The organism is Mycobacterium sp. (assembly GCF_035653355.1).
Lineage (GTDB): Bacteria > Actinomycetota > Actinomycetes > Mycobacteriales > Mycobacteriaceae > Mycobacterium.
Genome location: NZ_DASRBZ010000287.1, coordinates 1 through 17,426, shown reverse-complemented (window position 1 = coordinate 17,426; position 17,426 = coordinate 1). Strand labels below are relative to the sequence as shown.

Sequence of the window (17,426 nt, the reverse complement as noted above, 5' to 3'; positions counted from 1 at the left end):
CAGTGGCCATGCCAGCCAGCTTAAGCCGAGCCGATGCGGCCGCTACACCCCGGCCGCCCAAACGCCGCGCTGCTGAAAGCGCCGATGCGGCAAGGGAACTACAGCCCACGGCAGAACTACGCAATTACATTGAAACGAATGATGCTGAGAGAATGCGGGTTAGGACTATTCGCCTGCAGCGGAGGCACTCGCGGTGCTGGCGGCCTCACTGCTGGCCAGTCGCTCCAGCGGGGCCAGCGCTTTGGTCAGCGTGTCCAGGTCCGACTCGCTGAGCTGGCTGAGCATCGCGGCCAAAGCGGCATGTCGATTGGCCAGCGACTCACGGTGCACGGCCAACCCGCGTGGGGTGATGTCAACCAGCACGGCGCGGAGGTCGGACGGATCGCGCGAGCGTTTGACCAGCCCCAGCTTCTCCAGCCGGCGAATCGCCACGGTCGTGGTCGGGGTGCGCACCCGTTCATGCGCGGCTAGGTCGGTCATCCGGATTGGGCCCCGATCAAGCAATGTCACCAGGATCGACAATTGCGCGAGCGTCAAATCCCCAGTCGTGGACATATTGGGATCGCCGCGGCGCAGGATTGAAAAGAGTTTGGACAGCGCGCGGTGTAGACCCTCGGCCAGCTCCGTTAGTTCCGGCGCGCTGGCTTCACGTTCTGCCATAATTCGCCAGTCTAACCTGACGGGACATTCGCAGACCGAAAAATCGCTTTTACCGTCAAAGTACTTGGGACAAGAATCGCTGCAACCGATCGGTTTCGGCGGCGTCGAATATCTTCGCCGGCGCCCCGGATTCCACAACTCTGCCCTGATCCATGAAAACGACGGTGTCCGAAGCCGAGCGGGCGAAGCCCATTTCGTGGGTGACGACAACCATCGTCATACCCTCGCCGCCCAGATCGGCGATCAGCGCCAACACATCCTTGACCATCTCAGGGTCCAGCGCCGAGGTCGCCTCGTCGAAGAACATCACCTGCGGCGCCATCGCCAGCGCACGCGCGATCGCGACCCGTTGCTGCTGTCCGCCCGACAGCGTGCCCGGCCGCGCATCCGCCTTGTGTCTCAGTCCGACCCGGTCCAGCTGTGCCAGTGCCAACTCGCGGGCGGTGTCGGCCGACAGTCGCCGGAGCTTGCGCGGCCCCAACATGACGTTGTCCAGCACACTGCGATGAGGGAACAAATTGAAGTGCTGGAACACCATGCCGATGCGCTGCCGTAGGCGATCCGGGTTGTCACGCAACACCGACCGCCCGTCGAGCAGGATGTCGCCGCGGTCAGGCTCGTATAACCGGTTCAGTGTGCGCAGCAACGTCGACTTGCCCGAGCCTGACGGCCCGATCACCGCCGCCGTAGTGCCCGCCGGCACGTCGATGTCCACACCACGCAACACGGTGTTCGGACCGAACGAGAGGTGAATGTCCTTGCCGGCCAAAGAGACTGGCTCGCGACGCTCGATCTGCTCCGTCACGTCATCTCCTGGGCGGATATCGAGCTCGGGTCCAGCGGGTCTTGGGGTTCAGCGACAACCCGGCCGTGGCGAAGCCGGGCGTCGATGAAGTTCACCAAGTGTGTCAGCGGGATGGTCAGCGCCAGATAGAAGATGCCCGCGGCCACCAGTGGGGACAGGCTGCCGGTCTGGGCGTTGAGATCGCGGCCGACCTGGAACAGCTCACGTTGCCCGGCGATCAGCCCCAGGAAGTACACCAGCGCGGACGCTTTCAGCAACGCGATGAACTGGTTGACCAACGCTGGCAGCACCCGCCGGATTCCTTGCGGGATCACCACCAAACGCATCGCCGCCGGGTAGCTGAACCCCAGCGCCCGCGACGCCTCCAGCTGACCGGCGTCCACGCTTTGGATGCCGGAGCGGAAAATCTCACCGACATACGCCGCGGCGGTCAGCCCGAGCGCAGCGATTCCCAGCGGATACGGGTTGTTGTTGGTCAGCCCGCCCACCAGCGGCCCGACGCCCAACCCGATCAGCAGGATGATCACCACCTCGGGAAGGCCGCGGAAGATGTCGGTGTAGACCCGCGCCGGCCAGCGCAGCCAGCGCACGCGGGAAATCCCGGCTACCGCCAACATCATTCCGACCACCAACCCGATCAGGCTGGCGCTCACCGTCAGGATCAGGGTGTTGGGCAGCCCCGTCTTCAGCAGGACCGGGATGGACTGTTTGTACAGGTCCCAGTCGAAGAACGAGTCGCGCAACTGGGCAAGCGTGGATTTGGCGGCGATGGGCTCCTCGACAGCCCGATGGTGGCGGGCGGCAATTGTGGCGAACGGCGGCAGGTGGGGTTCGGGCGCGGTCTTGGAGCCCGGTTTCCAGCCCGGCGGCAGCGGCCGGGGCACCCAGTCCGAATACAGCTGCGACCAGGTGCCGTCGGCGATGACGGCGTCCAACCCCGAATTCAGCGCCGCGATGAGGGGCCGGTTGTCCTTGGCGACCGCATAGGCCACATAGTTGCCAAGGCTGAACGTGTGCGCGACCGCCACCGCCGGGTCGCCGGGACGCACTGCGTTGAGCGCCTCGAGAGCAGGTGCGACCCATGCGTCGATCTGGCGGTTCTTCAGGCTGGCGTACACGGTGTTGAAGTCGGGGAACTTCACCGGCTGCAGATGCAGGGTCTCGACGACGTAGGCGTCCTCGACCGTGCCTTGAACAACGCCGATGCGTTGATTGCGGCTCAGGTCGTCGAACCCGGCGATTGGCGAGCCGTGCGGAACAATCAGCGAAAAGTAGCCGAAGTCATAGCCATTGGTGAATCCGACGGTGCGCCGGCGCGCATCGGTGGCGGTGATCGACGCCGAGCCGACATCGAATCGCCGCGACGCAACTTGGGCGAGCAACCCGGAGAAGTCGGTACCGGCAAAGTTCACCTTCAACCCCAGCTTCGCCGCGATGGCGCGCAGCAGCTCGTTGTCGAAACCGCTGTACTGGCCGGCGCCGTTGATGCAGCTCGTCGGCGGGGCTTGCGACAGCGTGCCGACCATCAAGGTGCCTGGAGTGATGAGGCCCAGGGCTCCAATGTCCACCGACGACAGCGGCTCCACGGTGGCGGTCGTGTACTTGTCTTCACGAGGACGGTTGGCCGTGGCCAGCTTGCGCGGCAGCGCGATTGCGTTTTCGGTGCCGGGCGGGGCGCACTGGTTGGTGTCGGCTGCTGCCGGCGTGACCGATCCGAGGCTGGCCACCAACAGCATCACGATGCACACTGCCAGCACTCGGTCGCCACATCGCCAGCGCCGGCTGGGATCCACGCTCATATCCGCAACGTATCGACCGGCCTGCCCTTCGGCCACGACCGGCGCGTGCTCACAAGGCAATTGGGTGAGTAGAACCCGTGCCCGCACCGTTGGACGGGGCAAACACCCTGCGCCGAACCAGCTCGGCCAGCATGACGCGCCCCATCACGTCGGCGCGGCCGACGCATGCGGCCCGAGCCGCGTCCGGGTCGCGCCGGTGGATGGCTGCGGTCTCGTCTTCGTAAAAAGGCAGCAGCTCGTCACGGCCGTTCTGGTAGGTCGCCCAGAACACCCGGGGGATCAAGGTTTGGGTGGCGCGGATCGCGGCATGCAGCCGCGGCCCGGCGTATTCGTCGTTGACCGTGCGGCGGTACTGTGCTGCGGCGTCGAGGAAAGCGCGCGATTCTTTGGAGGCCCGCAGCGCTCGCAGCAGGGCGTCGAGTTGACCGAGAACTCGCGGCGTCGGGTTGGTCGCGGCGCGCGCCGAGGCGATCCCATTGAGCATCCCGTATAGCTCATGGTGTTCGGCCACGGTGTCTTCGTCGAACCGCTCGATGAATGCGCCGCGGTGATAGCGGGTGGACAGGATGCCGTCGTGTTCGAGCTGCACGAGCGCCTCCTGGATGGGGACACGGCTAACTCCGAGGTCCTTGGCGATCTCGTTGCGGTCGACGCGGTCACCGGTGCGCAGTTTGCCGGTCAGCACCAGGTTGAGGATGTGGGCGACGACCAGGTCTTTTTCTTTGACCCCGTACTTCTTCGGCATCGGCGTCTCCCGGCTTGCCCAGTAGATACGCGCTGTAGCTTCTCATGGGCCACAGCGTTACGGTCCCTTTCGCCCCATGGAGCTACCGGCTGTCGCGCCACCGGCACAGCGTCTCCGCTGCGGTCAAGTCGTAGTCGGGACCAGAGGAGCCGACGGTCAGCAGTGTCACGCCCAGGCTGGTGAGGGCCTCGGCTTCGGCGATCAGTGCGTCACTGCCACGGGCTCCGGTCTCGCCGCCGACGGCCGCGGAGCGTTCGATGTCGTCGGGGTCGCGGCCGACGGCGGCACAGTGGTCGGCCAGCACGGCCGCCTTGGCCGGGTAGGTGTCGCGGGTGGCGAAGCTGTGCCACATGTCGGCGTATTCGGCGACCAGGCGCAACGTCTTTTTCTCACCTTGGCCGCCGATCAGGATCGGGAGGTCGCGCGTGGGCGGCGGATTCAGTTTGGCCAAACGGGATTTGATGCGGGGCAGCGCAGCGCCGAGGTCGTCGAGCCGACTGGCCGCGGTGCCGAATTCGTAGCCGTATTCGTCGTAGTCTTTCTTTTTCCAGCCCGACCCGATGCCGAGTATCAAACGCCCGTCGCTGATGTGGTCGACGGTGCGGGCCATGTCGGCGAGCAGCTCGGGGTTGCGGTAGGAGTTGCAGGTCACCAGTGCGCCGATTTCGATGCGCGACGTCTGCTCGGCCCAGGCGCCCAGCATCGTCCAGGATTCGAAGTGGGCGCCGTCGGGATCGCCGTAGAGCGGGAAGAAGTGGTCCCAGTTGAACGCAACGTCGACGCCGATGTCCTCACAGCGGCGGACCGCATCGCGGATGATGCGGTATTGCGAGGCGTGCTGCGGCTGCAGTTGCACGCCGATGCGGACGGGACGAAGCGGGTTGCCAGCGGGAGAGGTCATACGACCACGGTAGGCACCTACTTCGCGAGCACTCCCCGCAGGATCTCGACCAAGGCAAGCGGCTGGTCGCTTTGCACCGAGTGCCCCGAGTTCTCCACAACGTGTACACCTCGGAAATCCATTGCGCGACGCCCCAATTCGGCTACGTCTTCGTCGCTGACGAAACCCGATGCGCCGCCGCGCACCAGCGTAATGGGCGCGGAGAGGGCGCTCACGTCGTCCCAGAGGCCGCCGAACTCTGGAAAGGTGCTCATCGCGTGGTAGCGCCATGTCCAGCGGCCGTCGTCGAGTCGGCGCGAGTTGTGGAACACCCCGCGGCGCAACGACTTCACGTCGCGATGTGGTGCTGCGGCGATCGCCTGCTCGAGCATGGCCGCGAAGGTAGGGAATTCCCGGTCGCCGTGCATCAGCGCGACCGTGCCGCGTTGGTCGTCGGTCAGCTCGGCGTGCCGCTGCAACGACGACGGGGTGACGTCGACCAGCACCAGTTCGCGTACCAGGTTGGGCGCCGCCGCGGCCAGTGCTATCGCGGTCAGTCCACCCAACGACATGCCCACCACCAGGTCGGCGTCCGGGGCGAGCTCGCGCAGCACCGGCGCCAGGCTGGCGGCGTTGCGCCGCGGTGAGTAGTCGCCGTCGTCGCGCCACGCCGAATGGCCGTGTCCGGGCAGGTCCACTGCCAGCGCCGGCTCGCCCACGCCGATGATGACGGTGTCCCAGGTGTGCGCGTTCTGCCCGCCGCCGTGCAGAAACACCACTCGCGGCGGGCGGTCATCCCAGCGCAGCGCACTGATATCGCCGACGTCGACGCGCTGCACGCTCGGCAACGGCCCGTCCACGCCGGCCTGCTCGGCATTCTCGGCCAGCAGCGCGAATTCAGGCAGCACCGCCAGCTCGTCGTCGGACAGTTCGGTCACAGACTCAGACCTTACGAGCCGCGCCGAAACTGCGGACACCGCGCCCAGCCTGAGCCCATAGCGTGCCGCCGGGTCGAAACCGCGCAGCCACCGAAGTCTCGATGAAGGCGCCTAATCGGCGATGAAGTCCTCGAGCCGGGCGCGCGCGACGTCGTCGGGCATTTGTTGCGGCGGGCTCTTCATCAGGTACGCCGACGCGGCCACCACCGGCCCGCCGATCCCGCGGTCCTTCGCGATCTTGGCCGCCCGGATCGCGTCGATGATGACGCCAGCCGAGTTCGGCGAGTCCCACACCTCGAGCTTGTACTCGAGGTTCAGTGGCACGTCGCCGAAGGCGCGGCCTTCCAGCCGCACGTAGGCCCACTTGCGGTCGTCGAGCCAGCCGACGTGGTCGGACGGCCCGATGTGCACGTCTTTGGTCTTGAACTCGCGCTGCAGGTTCGAGGTGACGGCCTGGGTCTTGGAGATCTTTTTCGACTCCAGCCGCTCGCGTTCGAGCATGTTGAGGAAGTCCATGTTGCCGCCGACGTTGAGCTGCATGGTGCGGTCCAGCTGCACGCCGCGGTCTTCGAACAGCTTGGCCATCACTCGGTGGGTGATGGTGGCGCCGATCTGGCTCTTGATGTCGTCACCGACGATCGGGACGCCGGCGTCGGTGAACTTCTTGGCCCACACCGGATCCGACGCGATGAACACCGGCAATGCGTTGACGAATGCCACACCGGCGTCGATCGCGCACTGGGCGTAGAACTTGTCGGCCTCGTCCGAACCCACGGGCAGGTAGGACACCAGCACGTCGACCTCTGCGTCGCGCAGCACCTTGACCACGTCGACCGGCTCGACATCGGACAGTTCGATGGTTTCGGCGTAGTACTTGCCGATGCCGTCGAGGGTCGGGCCGCGCTGCACCACCACGTCGGTGGGCGGCACGTCGGCGATCTTGATGGTGTTGTTCTCGGAGGCGAAGATCGCCTCGGACAGGTCGAAACCCACCTTCTTGGCGTCGACGTCGAACGCGGCGACGAACTTGACGTCGCGGACGTGGTAAGGCCCGAACCGCACGTGCATCAGGCCCGGCACCGACGACGTCTCGTCGGCATCCTGGTAATACTGAACGCCTTGCACCAGCGAGGATGCGCAGTTCCCGACGCCGACAATGGCGACTCTGATCTCCGGCTGCGCCTCTGGCGCCTGTGAAGGCTGGTGCTCACTCATAAGGCGTTCTCCTTACCTGTACCTGTGGGATTGACGTGTTGCTGGGCTGGATCTAGGTCTGCTCGGCGTGACCTTGCGCCACCCGCTCAGCGGCGATGAGCTCGTTGAGCCATTTGACTTCGCGCTCACTGGATTCCAGCCCAAGTAGGTGCAACTGGCGGGTATAGCGATCGAACGAATTGCTGGCCCGCGCCACGGCTTGACGCAGACCTTCGCGGCGTTCCTCGACTTGACGACGGCGGCCTTCCAGAATCCGCATCCGCGCCTCGGCCGGAGTCCGGTTGAAGAACGCCAGGTGAACCCCGAAGCCGTCGTCGGTGTAGTTGTGCGGACCGGTGTCGGCGACCAGCTCCGCGAAGCGCTGCCGACCGGCGTCGGTCAGCTGATACACCCGGCGGGCACGCCGCACTGGCGTCCCGGCTGGGGCGGCGTCCTCGGCGATCAAGCCATCGGCCTGCATCCGCCGCAACGCCGGGTACAAGGAGCCGTACGAGAACGCTCGGAAGGCGCCGAGTAAACCCGTCAGCCGCTTGCGCAACTCGTAGCCATGCATCGGGGACTCGAGCAGGAGACCGAGGATGGCCAGCTCCAGCATCGAGTCACCTCCTTTGCTCTGCTTGTGACGACGCTTTCATATCGAGGCGCAGCCTCGGGTAATACTATCGTCCCGATATATTTGCCACCACACCAGCTTCCGTTCGTACTGCGTTCAAGCGGGGGCGAAAGGTCAGGACGGGTAGTTGACCTGTTTGACGGTGCCGTCGCCGGCGAACGCGATGTACCCGCTGCCGTAATCAGCGGAGACGTACGCCGAAAGCGACAATGCGTCGGGCGTGGTCGGATCTCGGGAAGGCTCCACGATCAGATACGTGGACTTGACGTCGGCCTGTTTGATTCCCAAGGTTTCCGGCGCTCCCCGCAGGATGCCGACCACCACTTTGGGGTCGAAGCGACTGAGGTCGACGGCGACGGCGTCACTGGTTTTCGGTGAGCTGGTCGGGTTGCCCCAGCCGCCGCGATAGGTGTAGCTCAACACGCGGCGGTCCTGGCTGGGGTCGGGGCGGTCCATCACCGCGTACTCGGGATAGATGACCAGTCGAAAGCCCATGGTGTCGCCGAACCTCTTGCGGGTCTGGTCCATCAGGCCGGTCAATCCGCCCAGCGACTGCAGCTGCTTGGGCGGCGTCAGCACTGTCGGCGCGATGCCGTCGGGCTTGGCGCCCGGATCCGCCCGATCGGAGCTGAAGCTCAGCGGTGAGCTGGTGTGGCCGTAGAGGCCCCACCCGATGCCGACGCCCAACAGCACCGCGACCATGAGCGCGGCTGCCATGACACCCCAGCCGCTGACCTTCGGCACCGATGCCGGGACAGCGGATTGCACCGGGGGCGGCGCTTGACTGCAGGTCCGCCACCAGCGCCTGCAGCTCGCCGAGCGTGACGGCGTTGGTGGCCGCGCTGATTCGCTGCCGATGCTCCTCCATCGAAAGCTCACCGTCGTTGAGCGCACCATCGAGCGCGCGGCACGTCTGCTCCCGGTCGCTGTCTTTGGCCCGGGTTGCCGGGGTTTGCCGCGTCGCCACGGCGACGATCGTATTGCAATCAGCGTGGTTGCAAGCCTGGTGGCCGCGACGCCGCCGCGGCATAACTAGATCACGTGTCGATACATCTGCATTGGTTCTTGCCCACGTACGGGGATTCCCGCGACCTGATCGCCGGCGGGCACGGCAGCAGCATGAGCGGCGACCGGCCCGCCGACCTGAAGTACCTGACGCAGCTGGCCCACGCCGCCGAGATCAACGGCTTCGAGGCGGTGCTCACCCCCACCGGTCAGTGGTGTGAAGACGCTTGGCTGTCCACCGCGATGCTGGTCGACGCCACCGAGTCGTTGAAGTTCCTGGTCGCGCTGCGACCGGGGCTGGTCAGCCCGACACTGGCCGCGCAGATGGCGGCGACCTTTCAGTGGCAGTCCGGTGGGCGCCTGCTGCTCAATGTCGTCACCGGCGGGGAAAGCATCGAACAGCGCGCGTTCGGCGATTTCCTCACCAAACAGCAGCGCTACACCCGGTGCGCCGAGTTCCTCGACATCGTCCGCCAGCTATGGACATCCGCAGATCCGGTGACCTTCACCGGAGAACACCTGCGGGTGGAGCAGGCGGCGCTGGCGCGGCGCCCAGATCCCTTGCCGCCGATCTTCTTCGGCGGCTCGTCGGCTGACGCCGGCCCCGTCGCGGCACGCTTCGCCGACACCTACCTCACCTGGGGCGAACCACCCGACCAGGTCCGCGAGAAGCTCGACTGGATCCGCGGTCTGTCCCGTGCCCACGGCCGAAAACCGACCTACGGCATCCGGTTACACGTCATCGCCCGCGACACCAGCGAGCAGGCATGGAACGAGGCGAACCGGCTACTGGGCGGACTGGATCCGCAGACTGTGGCCGCTGCGCAACAGTCGCTGGCCCGCTCGGAATCCGATGGCCAACGCAGAATGCGCCAATTACACGGCGGCGGAACGGCTTTCGACCAGGGTGTGGACGCCAGGGCGTTGGAGATCTACCCGAACCTGTGGTCGGGAGTAGGCCTGGTGCGCGGCGGCGCCGGCACCGCATTGGTCGGCTCGCACCAAGAGGTGGCCGACCGGATCACCGAATACGCCGAATTGGGCCTGGACCACTTCATCCTGTCCGGCTATCCGCATCTCGAGGAGGCATACAACTTCGGTGAAGGGGTACGCCCGATCCTGGCTCGCCGCGGCCTGTTGGGAGAGGGCGCCGACGCTGACAAGACCACCGGCCCTGCCCGGTCGGCGTTCCTGCCGCAGCTCGGCGACGTCAGTGCCTCGTAGAGCCGCGGCAGTCGCGCCTGCCGCGTCCATGGGCTCAGCCCGCTGGGAATTCGATGCAACATCTCGGCCACCATCTCGATAAGGGCCATGCGGACGTACTCTGGTCAACATGCGACTCCAGCGACAGGTGGTGGACTACGCGCTGCGGCGCCGCTCACTGCTGGCCGAGGTGTACTCCGGACGCACCGGCGTCTCCGAGGTGTGTGACGCCGACCCCTATCTGCTGCGTGCCGCCAAATATCACGGAAAGCTCAGTCGGGTGATGTGCCCGATCTGCCGCAAAGAGCAGCTGACGCTGGTGTCCTGGGTATTCGGCGACCATCTGGGGCCGGTGTCCGGCTCGGCGCGCACCGCGGAGGAGCTGGTCCTGCTGGCATCCCGTTTCGACGAGTTTTCGGTACACGTGGTGGAGGTATGTCGGACCTGCAGCTGGAATCACCTGGTCAAGTCGTACGTGCTGGGCACAGCACGCCCAGCACGACCTCCTCGGGGGTCGCGCGGCACCCGGACAGCGCGCAACGGCGCCCGAACGGCCAGTGAATAACGAAGGGCACCACGACCGGCCAAGCACTGGCGTCCCCAACAAGGCGGGCGGCGGTGCACCCAGGCGCAACGACGACGGCGGCCGCGCGGGCAGTGCTGGCCGCCCGCCCACTTCACCGCGGCGATCCCGACCCATTCCGCCCGATGACCGGCTGACCACGGTCCTGCCGCCGGTCACCGACGACACGTCGCCTGGGCTGCGCGACCCGATCGAGGAAGTCAAGGCCGCGCTGGACGGCACCCGGGCCAAACCCCCGCAGCGCGACCCGATCGAACAGGTCGCTGCCGCGCTGGACGGGGGCCCGCCCCAACCGCCGCGGCGCCCGCGCCCGCTGTTGGGCGGAGGCCCCTCGCCGGGCGGTCGCCCGCCTCTCTCGCCGCTGAGCCGGTTTCCGCAGGTGAGCCGACGACTGCAAGAGCTCAATTGGGACTGGCTCCACCACATCAACTGGATGTGGGTGCGTCGTGGGCTCTACGTGGCCGCAATCGTGATGTTCGTGTTGCCGCTCATCACCTTCGCCATGGCCTATTTGATGGTCGACGTTCCCAGACCGGGCGACATTCGCACCAACCAGGTCTCGACGATCTTGGCCAGCGACGGCTCTGAACTCGCCAAAATCGTTCCGCCCGAAGGCAACCGGGTCGACGTCGACCTCAAGCAGGTTCCGGTGCACGTGCGTCAGGCGGTGCTGGCCGCCGAAGACCGCAACTTCTACTCCAACCCCGGCTTTTCGCTCACCGGTTTCGCGCGGGCGGTGAAGAACAACATCTTCGGCGGCGACCTGCAGGGTGGCTCCACGATCACCCAGCAGTACGTCAAGAACGCGCTGGTCGGTTCCCAACGCACCGGAGTCGGAGGGCTGACCCGCAAGGCCAAAGAGCTCGTCGTCGCCACGAAGATGTCCGGGGAGTGGCCCAAAGACGATGTGCTGCAGGCCTACCTGAACATCATCTACTTCGGACGTGGCGCCTACGGCATCGCCGCCGCCTCCAAGGCGTACTTCGACAAGCCCGTCGAGCAGCTCACCGTCGCCGATGGCGCATTGTTGGCGGCGCTGATCCAGCGACCGTCCACGCTCGACCCGGCCGTGAATCCCAAAGGGGCGACGGCACGCTGGAACTGGGTGCTCGACGGGATGGTGGAAACCGGAGCGCTGTCGGCGAGCGATCGCGCCAAGCAGCTCTTCCCGCCGACGGTGCCGCCCGAGGTGGCCAGCGCACAAAACCAGACCACTGGGCCCAACGGGCTGATCGAGCGGCAGGTGACCAAGGAGCTGCTCGACCTGTTCAACATCGACGAGCGGACGCTGAACACGCAGGGTCTGCAGATCACCACCACCATCGACCCGCAGGCCCAGCAGGCGGCGGAGAAAGCGGTGTCGACGTACCTCGAGGGACAAGATCCCGACATGCGCGCCGCGGTGGTGTCGATCGACCCGCACAACGGCGCGGTGCGCGCGTACTACGGCGGCGCGGATGCCAACGGGTTCGACTTCGCGCAGGCGGGGTTGCAGACGGGGTCGTCGTTCAAGGTTTTCGCGCTCGTCGCCGCGCTGGAACAAGGAATCGGCCTGGGTTACCAGGTCGACAGCGGGCCGCTGACGGTCGACGGCATCAAGATCAGCAACGTCGAAGGTGAAGGCTGCGGAACGTGCAACATCGCCGAGGCGCTCAAACGTTCGCTGAATACCTCCTACTACCGGCTGATGCTCAAGCTCAAGCACGGCCCGCAGGACGTCGCCGACGCCGCGCATCAGGCCGGTGTGGCCACCAGCTTCCCCGGCGTGCCGCACACGCTGTCCGAGGACGGGAAGGGCGGCCCGCCAAACAACGGGGTTGTGCTGGGCCAGTACCAGACTCGGGTGATCGACATGGCCTCGGCCTACGCCACCCTGGCGGCCTCGGGTGTGTACCACGCGCCGCATTTCGTGCAAAAAGTGGTCAACTCCGAAGGCCAGGTGCTCTTCGACGCGGCCACCCAGGAGAACAGCGGCGAGCAACGTATCGACAAGTCCGTCGCCGACAACGTGACCTCCGCGATGGAGCCGATCGCCGGGTATTCGCGCGGTCACAACCTGGCCGGCGGCCGACCCTCGGCAGCCAAGACCGGTACCACGCAGTTGGGTGACACCGACGCCAACAAGGACGCCTGGATGGTCGGCTACACCCCCCAGCTCTCGACGGCGGTGTGGGTCGGCACCGTCAGGGGAGACAAGCCGCTGGTAAACAAGTGGGGCTCGCCGGTGTGGGGCTCGAGCTTGCCGTCGGACATCTGGAAGGCGACCATGGACGGCGCGCTGAAGGGCACCCCCAACGAGTCGTTTCCCAAACCGGCCGAGATCGGTGGCTACGCCGGGCCGCCCGCCGCGCCACCGCCACCACGGGTTGAGGCGCCACCGTCGCAGACCGTCATCCAGCCGACGATCGAAGTGGCACCGGGCATCACGATCCCCGTCGGTCCACCCACCACTGTCCCAGTCGGACCGGCGCCAAGTCCTGGGGGGCCGGGGCAGAGTCCCTACCCGCCGGGTCAAGGTGGCTATGCGCCGGGGCAAGGTGGGTACGCGCCAGGCCAGGGTGGCTACCCGCCTGGGCAGGGTGGCTATGCGCCGGCGCCAGGCCCGTTCGCGCCCGCGCCGGGAGGACCTCAAGCGCCCGCACCGCCGCCGTGACAGGCGTCGATAGCCGCGCCACGACCTCACCGCAGCCCTTGGCTGCTGACTTGCGAAGTGCCGACGATCGCGACTGCCCAAGCCGCACAGACGTTTTAGGGTCGGCAATGTCGACAGTGATCGGCGGACCCGTGGGCCGGCACGCCTTGATCGGCCGCACGCCGTTCATGACCCCACTGCGAGTGATGTTTCTGATCGCGGTGGTGTTCTTGGCGCTGGGGTGGTCGACGAAGGCGCCGTGCCTGCAGAGCACCGGCACGGGGCCCGGCGACCAGCGGGTGGCCAACTGGTCCAACCAGCGTGCCTACTACCAGTTGTGTTACTCCGACACGGTGCCGCTCTACGGCGCGGAATTGTTGAGCCAGGGCAAGTTTCCCTACAAGTCCAGCTGGGTCGAGACCGACTCGGCCGGCAAACCGCAGACCCGCTACGACGGCCAGCCCGCGGTGCGCTACATGGAATATCCGGTGTTGACCGGTGTCTACCAGTACGCGTCGATGGCGCTGGCCAAGACCTACATCGCGCTGAGCAAGTTGCATGTGCTGCCGGTGGTCGCCGAGGTGGTGGTGTTCTTCGATGTCGCCGCCTTCGGGCTGGCGCTGGCCTGGCTGGCGACCGTCTGGGCCAGCGCAGGACTGGCCGGCCGGCGGATCTGGGATGCGGCGCTGGTGGCGGCCTCGCCGCTGCTGATCTTTCAGATTTTCACCAATTTCGACGCGCTGCCAACAGCTTTCGCGATCGGCGGATTGCTGGCCTGGGCTCGCCGACGACCAGTGCTGGCCGGCGTACTGATCGGCCTGGGGGTGGCAGCCAAGCTGTATCCGGTGGTGTTCCTGCTCCCGCTGCTGGTGCTGGGGCTCCGGGTCGGGCGGCTCGCCGAGGTGATCCGCGCGGCGGCGGCGGTGGTGGCGACCTGGCTGGTGGTGAACTTGCCGGTGATGGTGCTGTTTCCGCGGGGCTGGTCGGAGTTCTTCCGGCTCAACAGCCGCCGCGGCGACGACATGGACTCGCTCTACAACGTCGTCAAGTCGTTCACCGGGTGGCGCGGTTTCGATGCCCAGCTCGGCTTTTGGGAGCCGCCGGTTGTGCTGAACGCAGTCGTCGCTGGTCTGTTTTTATTGTGTTGCGCTGCAATCGCTTACATTGCGCTGACGGCTCCACAGCGGCCGCGGGTGGCGCAGCTGACGTTCTTGGTGGTGGCCGCGTTCCTGTTGACCAACAAGGTGTGGAGTCCGCAGTTTTCGCTGTGGCTGGTGCCACTGGCGGTGTTGGCTCTGCCGCACCGGCGAATCCTTTTGGCGTGGATGACGATCGACGCGGTGGTGTGGGTGCCGCGGATGTACTACCTCTACAACGTCCCCAACCGGGGTCTGCCCGAGCAGTGGTTCACCGCGGCGGTGCTGCTGCGCGACATCGCGGTGGCGCTGCTGTGCGTGTTGGTGGTGCGCCAGATCTATCAACCGGGCGAGGATCTGGTGCGCTGGCGCGGGCGAGTGGATGATCCGGTGGGCGGCGTCTTCGACCGGGCCGCCGACGCGCCGCCGGGTTGGTTGCCGAGTTGGCTGCACCCGCCGAAGCTGCGCCAGCCCGCGGCCTAGCCGCCAGCAGCTATGGCGCGCTGACGTCGCCGACTGTGCATGCAGGGCGAAAAAACGACTAAATTGCCGCCCTCATCGCACGTTGGACGCCCGCAGCGCACGTTCGACGCCCGCAGCGCACGTTCGCCGCCCTCATCGCACGTTCGACGCCCGCAGCGCACACTCGAGCGGCCCACGATTACGCAGGCCAGGTGAGCATCCGGTAGCCTGATGCGGTTGCCGACGCAGGCGACCCTCCTGCCACGGAGCGACCGTGGCCGCAGACGACCATAGGAGGTGATGAGGTTCCCATGCGTCCATACGAAATCATGGTCATCCTCGACCCCACCCTCGACGAGCGCACGATAGCTCCGTCGTTGGAAGCATTCCTCAACGTCGTCCGCAAAGACGGCGGCACCGTGGAGAAAGTCGATATTTGGGGTCGACGCCGACTGGCTTACGAAATCGCCAAGCATTCCGAGGGCATCTACGCGGTGATCGACCTCAAGGCCGCCCCCGCGACGGTGTCCGAACTTGACCGTCAGCTCAAACTCAACGAGTCGGTCATGCGGACCAAAGTGGTCCGTACCGACAAGCACTAACGAGTGACTGCCGAGCGGCGGAGCCGTTGCGTAGGCTCTGCGATGAATCGCCTGCGCGCAGCGCGCAGCGCTGAGAACCCGTCGTAGACCAGGCGGACCAGGAGGAAACTGTGGCTGGTGACACCACGATCACCGTCGTCGGAAACTTGACCGCGGACCCCGAACTGCGGTTCACCCCGTCCGGTGCTGCGGTGGCGAACTTCACCGTCGCCTCGACACCGCGGATCTACGACCGCCAAAGCGGGGAATGGAAAGACGGTGAGGCGCTGTTCCTGCGGTGCAACATCTGGCGCGAGGCGGCCGAGAACGTGGCGGAGAGCCTGACCCGCGGGTCGCGAGTGATCGTGACCGGACGGCTCAAGCAGCGCTCCTTCGAAACCCGGGAGGGCGAGAAGCGCACCGTGGTCGAGGTCGAGGTCGACGAGATCGGCCCGTCGCTGCGCTACGCCACCGCCAAGGTCAACAAGGCGAGCCGCAGCGGCGGTGGTGGCGGCGGCTTCGGCGGTGGTGGCGGTGGGGGTTCTCGCCCGCCAGCGCAGGCCAGCGGAGCAACCGGTGACGACCCCTGGGGCAGCGCCCCGGCGTCGGGCTCATTCGGCGGCGGCGACGACGAACCGCCCTTCTAACTTCAAGCAACACAGCACGAAAGAGATACCCACATGGCCAAATCCAGCAAGCGGCGCCCAGCTCCGGAAAAGCCGGTCAAGACACGCAAGTGCGTGTTCTGCGCCAAAAAAGAGCAGGTGATCGACTACAAGGACACCGCGCTGCTGCGCACCTACATCAGCGAGCGCGGCAAGATCCGGGCTCGCCGCGTCACCGGCAACTGCGTCCAGCACCAGCGAGACATCGCGCTCGCGGTGAAAAACGCCCGCGAGATGGCGCTCTTGCCCTTCACCTCCTCGGCGCGGTAGTCGCGCATCCCTGACGGAAAGTACGACACGATGAAGCTGATTTTGACCGCCGATGTCGAGCACCTCGGGACCGTCGGCGACACCGTCGAGGTCAAAGACGGATACGGCCGCAACTTCCTGCTGCCGCGGGGGCTGGCGATCGTCGCCTCACGCGGCGCCCAGAAACAGGCCGACGACATCCGCCGGGCCCGGGAAACCAAAACGGTGCGCGACCTCGAGCACGCCAACGAAATCAAGACCGCGATCGAGGCGCTGGGACCTATCCCGCTGCCGGTGCGGGCCGCAGCCGATACCGCCAAGCTGTTCGGATCGGTGACGGCCGCCGACGTGGTCGCCGCGATCAAGAAAGCGGGCGGCCCAAACCTAGACAAGCGGATCGTGCGGATGCCCCGGGAGCACATCAAGTCGCTCGGCACGCACACCGCGACCGCGCACCTGCATCCTGACGTCAACGTCGAGCTCACGCTTGACGTCGTCGCGCAGACGTAACCCGTCATCGCGCAGACGTAACGCGCAGAATCTCCTCACCCCGGCGACGGCCCTAATCGGCTGTGCCGGGGTGTTGGCGGTTGCGCTGGCTAACTGTCCGGCGAGTAAATCCTGCTGTGAACGTAACCGTCTGTTAACGCCGCCCATAACTGCCTGCAATGCAACACGCCCGACATGGCAACCTGCCGCGACACGCCGAAGAGATTCTCATCCACACAAACTGCGCGCCGTTGTGGTCCGCTTATCTGCAGTAATGCTGCGACGTCCCACATTGGTCCACAGGTTGTCCACACCCGCCTCAACACAGGCGCCGACGGATATGCACACATGATGCACAGCTTCATGAACAACGGCTCTTGGAGTAGCTGCCAGCAACGTTTAGCGTCGACGCGGCGCACTCGGAGACGGATTTTTTCTGCGGCGTCGTGTCGGTGCCTCGACCTACAGTCGGACATGCCGATCGAATAAGCGTTCGACAGTCGCGCCGAAGGAGGTGAGAGCCTATGGCGGTCGTCGACGATCTCGGTTACCCCGGCATGGATGCGGCCTCACCCAGTGAGGACTTCGGGCGTCAGCCACCGCAAGACCTCGCCGCCGAGCAGTCGGTGTTGGGCGGAATGCTGCTGAGCAAGGACGCGATCGCCGACGTGTTGGAGCGGCTGCGGCCCGGTGACTTCTACCGGCCAGCCCACCAGAGCATCTACGACGCCATCCTCCATCTCTACGGGCGCGGCGAGCCGGCCGA

The 17,426-nt window shown here is 66.2% G+C and carries 17 protein-coding genes and 1 pseudogene; 9 read left to right on the top strand and 9 right to left on the bottom strand.

The features are described 5' to 3' along the window. Nucleotides 1–165: 165 nt before the first annotated feature. From VFA16_RS09990 to VFA16_RS09950, 9 genes and pseudogenes are all read right to left on the bottom strand, one after another. On the bottom strand, nt 166–660 hold the full coding sequence (locus VFA16_RS09990) for a MarR family transcriptional regulator (RefSeq protein WP_324967658.1): 495 nt from the start codon (nt 658–660) through the stop codon (nt 166–168). Between the two features lie 55 nt (nt 661–715). Beyond that, entirely contained in the window at nt 716–1,465 is a 750-nt protein-coding gene (locus tag VFA16_RS09985) for an amino acid ABC transporter ATP-binding protein (protein WP_324967657.1), read from the bottom strand. Next, nucleotides 1,462–3,264, bottom strand: a complete 1,803-nt coding sequence (locus tag VFA16_RS09980) for an ABC transporter substrate-binding protein/permease (RefSeq protein WP_324967656.1) — start codon at nt 3,262–3,264, stop codon at nt 1,462–1,464. Before VFA16_RS09980 ends, VFA16_RS09985 begins: the two co-directional genes overlap by 4 nt. Nucleotides 3,265–3,313: 49 nt before the next feature. Then, the gene (locus VFA16_RS09975; protein ID WP_324967655.1) at nt 3,314–4,009 is read right to left on the bottom strand and encodes a GntR family transcriptional regulator; all 696 of its coding nucleotides are present in this window, start codon (nt 4,007–4,009) and stop codon (nt 3,314–3,316) included. Nucleotides 4,010–4,091: 82 nt separating this feature from the next. Continuing rightward, nucleotides 4,092–4,910 carry an LLM class F420-dependent oxidoreductase gene (locus VFA16_RS09970; RefSeq protein WP_324967654.1) on the bottom strand — a complete coding sequence of 273 codons (819 nt, stop codon included), beginning with the start codon at nt 4,908–4,910 and terminating at the stop codon, nt 4,092–4,094. 17 nt (nt 4,911–4,927) lie between these two features. Further along, nucleotides 4,928–5,827 carry an alpha/beta hydrolase gene (locus VFA16_RS09965; RefSeq protein WP_324967653.1) on the bottom strand — a complete coding sequence of 300 codons (900 nt, stop codon included), beginning with the start codon at nt 5,825–5,827 and terminating at the stop codon, nt 4,928–4,930. Between the two features lie 111 nt (nt 5,828–5,938). Beyond that, a complete protein-coding gene (locus VFA16_RS09960) occupies nt 5,939–7,042 on the bottom strand; it encodes an inositol-3-phosphate synthase (RefSeq protein WP_324967652.1) in 1,104 nt (367 codons plus the stop codon). 52 nt (nt 7,043–7,094) lie between these two features. Continuing rightward, nucleotides 7,095–7,637 (bottom strand): PadR family transcriptional regulator, encoded by a 543-nt coding sequence (locus VFA16_RS09955; protein ID WP_324967651.1) that lies wholly within the window; start codon nt 7,635–7,637, stop codon nt 7,095–7,097. Between the two features lie 132 nt (nt 7,638–7,769). Further along, nucleotides 7,770–8,622 (bottom strand): annotated as a pseudogene (locus VFA16_RS09950) (DUF1707 SHOCT-like domain-containing protein). Nucleotides 8,623–8,696: 74 nt separating this feature from the next. On the opposite strand from VFA16_RS09950, the gene VFA16_RS09945 reads away from it, so the two are divergent. From VFA16_RS09945 to VFA16_RS09905, 9 genes are all read left to right on the top strand, one after another. Further along, complete coding sequence (locus VFA16_RS09945) at nt 8,697–9,884, top strand: LLM class flavin-dependent oxidoreductase (protein ID WP_324967650.1); 1,188 nt, start codon at nt 8,697–8,699, stop codon at nt 9,882–9,884. A 109-nt stretch (nt 9,885–9,993) separates the two neighbouring features. Next, a complete protein-coding gene (locus VFA16_RS09940) occupies nt 9,994–10,428 on the top strand; it encodes a DUF5318 family protein (protein WP_324967649.1) in 435 nt (144 codons plus the stop codon). After that, on the top strand, nt 10,421–13,099 hold the full coding sequence (locus VFA16_RS09935; protein WP_324967648.1) for a transglycosylase domain-containing protein: 2,679 nt from the start codon (nt 10,421–10,423) through the stop codon (nt 13,097–13,099). The genes VFA16_RS09940 and VFA16_RS09935 overlap by 8 nt, the downstream gene beginning before the upstream one ends. Continuing rightward, nucleotides 13,096–14,697: a glycosyltransferase family 87 protein gene (locus tag VFA16_RS09930; protein ID WP_324967647.1), complete on the top strand. Its 1,602-nt coding sequence runs from the start codon at nt 13,096–13,098 to the stop codon at nt 14,695–14,697. Before VFA16_RS09935 ends, VFA16_RS09930 begins: the two co-directional genes overlap by 4 nt. A gap of 290 nt (nt 14,698–14,987) precedes the next feature. Further along, entirely contained in the window at nt 14,988–15,278 is a 291-nt protein-coding gene (gene rpsF, locus VFA16_RS09925) for a 30S ribosomal protein S6 (RefSeq protein ID WP_324967646.1), read from the top strand. A gap of 110 nt (nt 15,279–15,388) precedes the next feature. Continuing rightward, nucleotides 15,389–15,904 (top strand): single-stranded DNA-binding protein, encoded by a 516-nt coding sequence (locus VFA16_RS09920; protein WP_324967645.1) that lies wholly within the window; start codon nt 15,389–15,391, stop codon nt 15,902–15,904. Nucleotides 15,905–15,937: 33 nt separating this feature from the next. Next, entirely contained in the window at nt 15,938–16,192 is a 255-nt protein-coding gene (gene rpsR / locus VFA16_RS09915) for a 30S ribosomal protein S18 (RefSeq protein ID WP_324967644.1), read from the top strand. A gap of 30 nt (nt 16,193–16,222) precedes the next feature. Continuing rightward, a complete protein-coding gene (rplI, locus tag VFA16_RS09910; RefSeq protein WP_324967643.1) occupies nt 16,223–16,681 on the top strand; it encodes a 50S ribosomal protein L9 in 459 nt (152 codons plus the stop codon). Nucleotides 16,682–17,184: 503 nt separating this feature from the next. Further along, nucleotides 17,185–17,426, top strand: a 242-nt coding sequence (locus VFA16_RS09905) for a DnaB-like helicase N-terminal domain-containing protein (RefSeq protein WP_324967642.1), incomplete at its 3' end; no start/stop codon positions are given.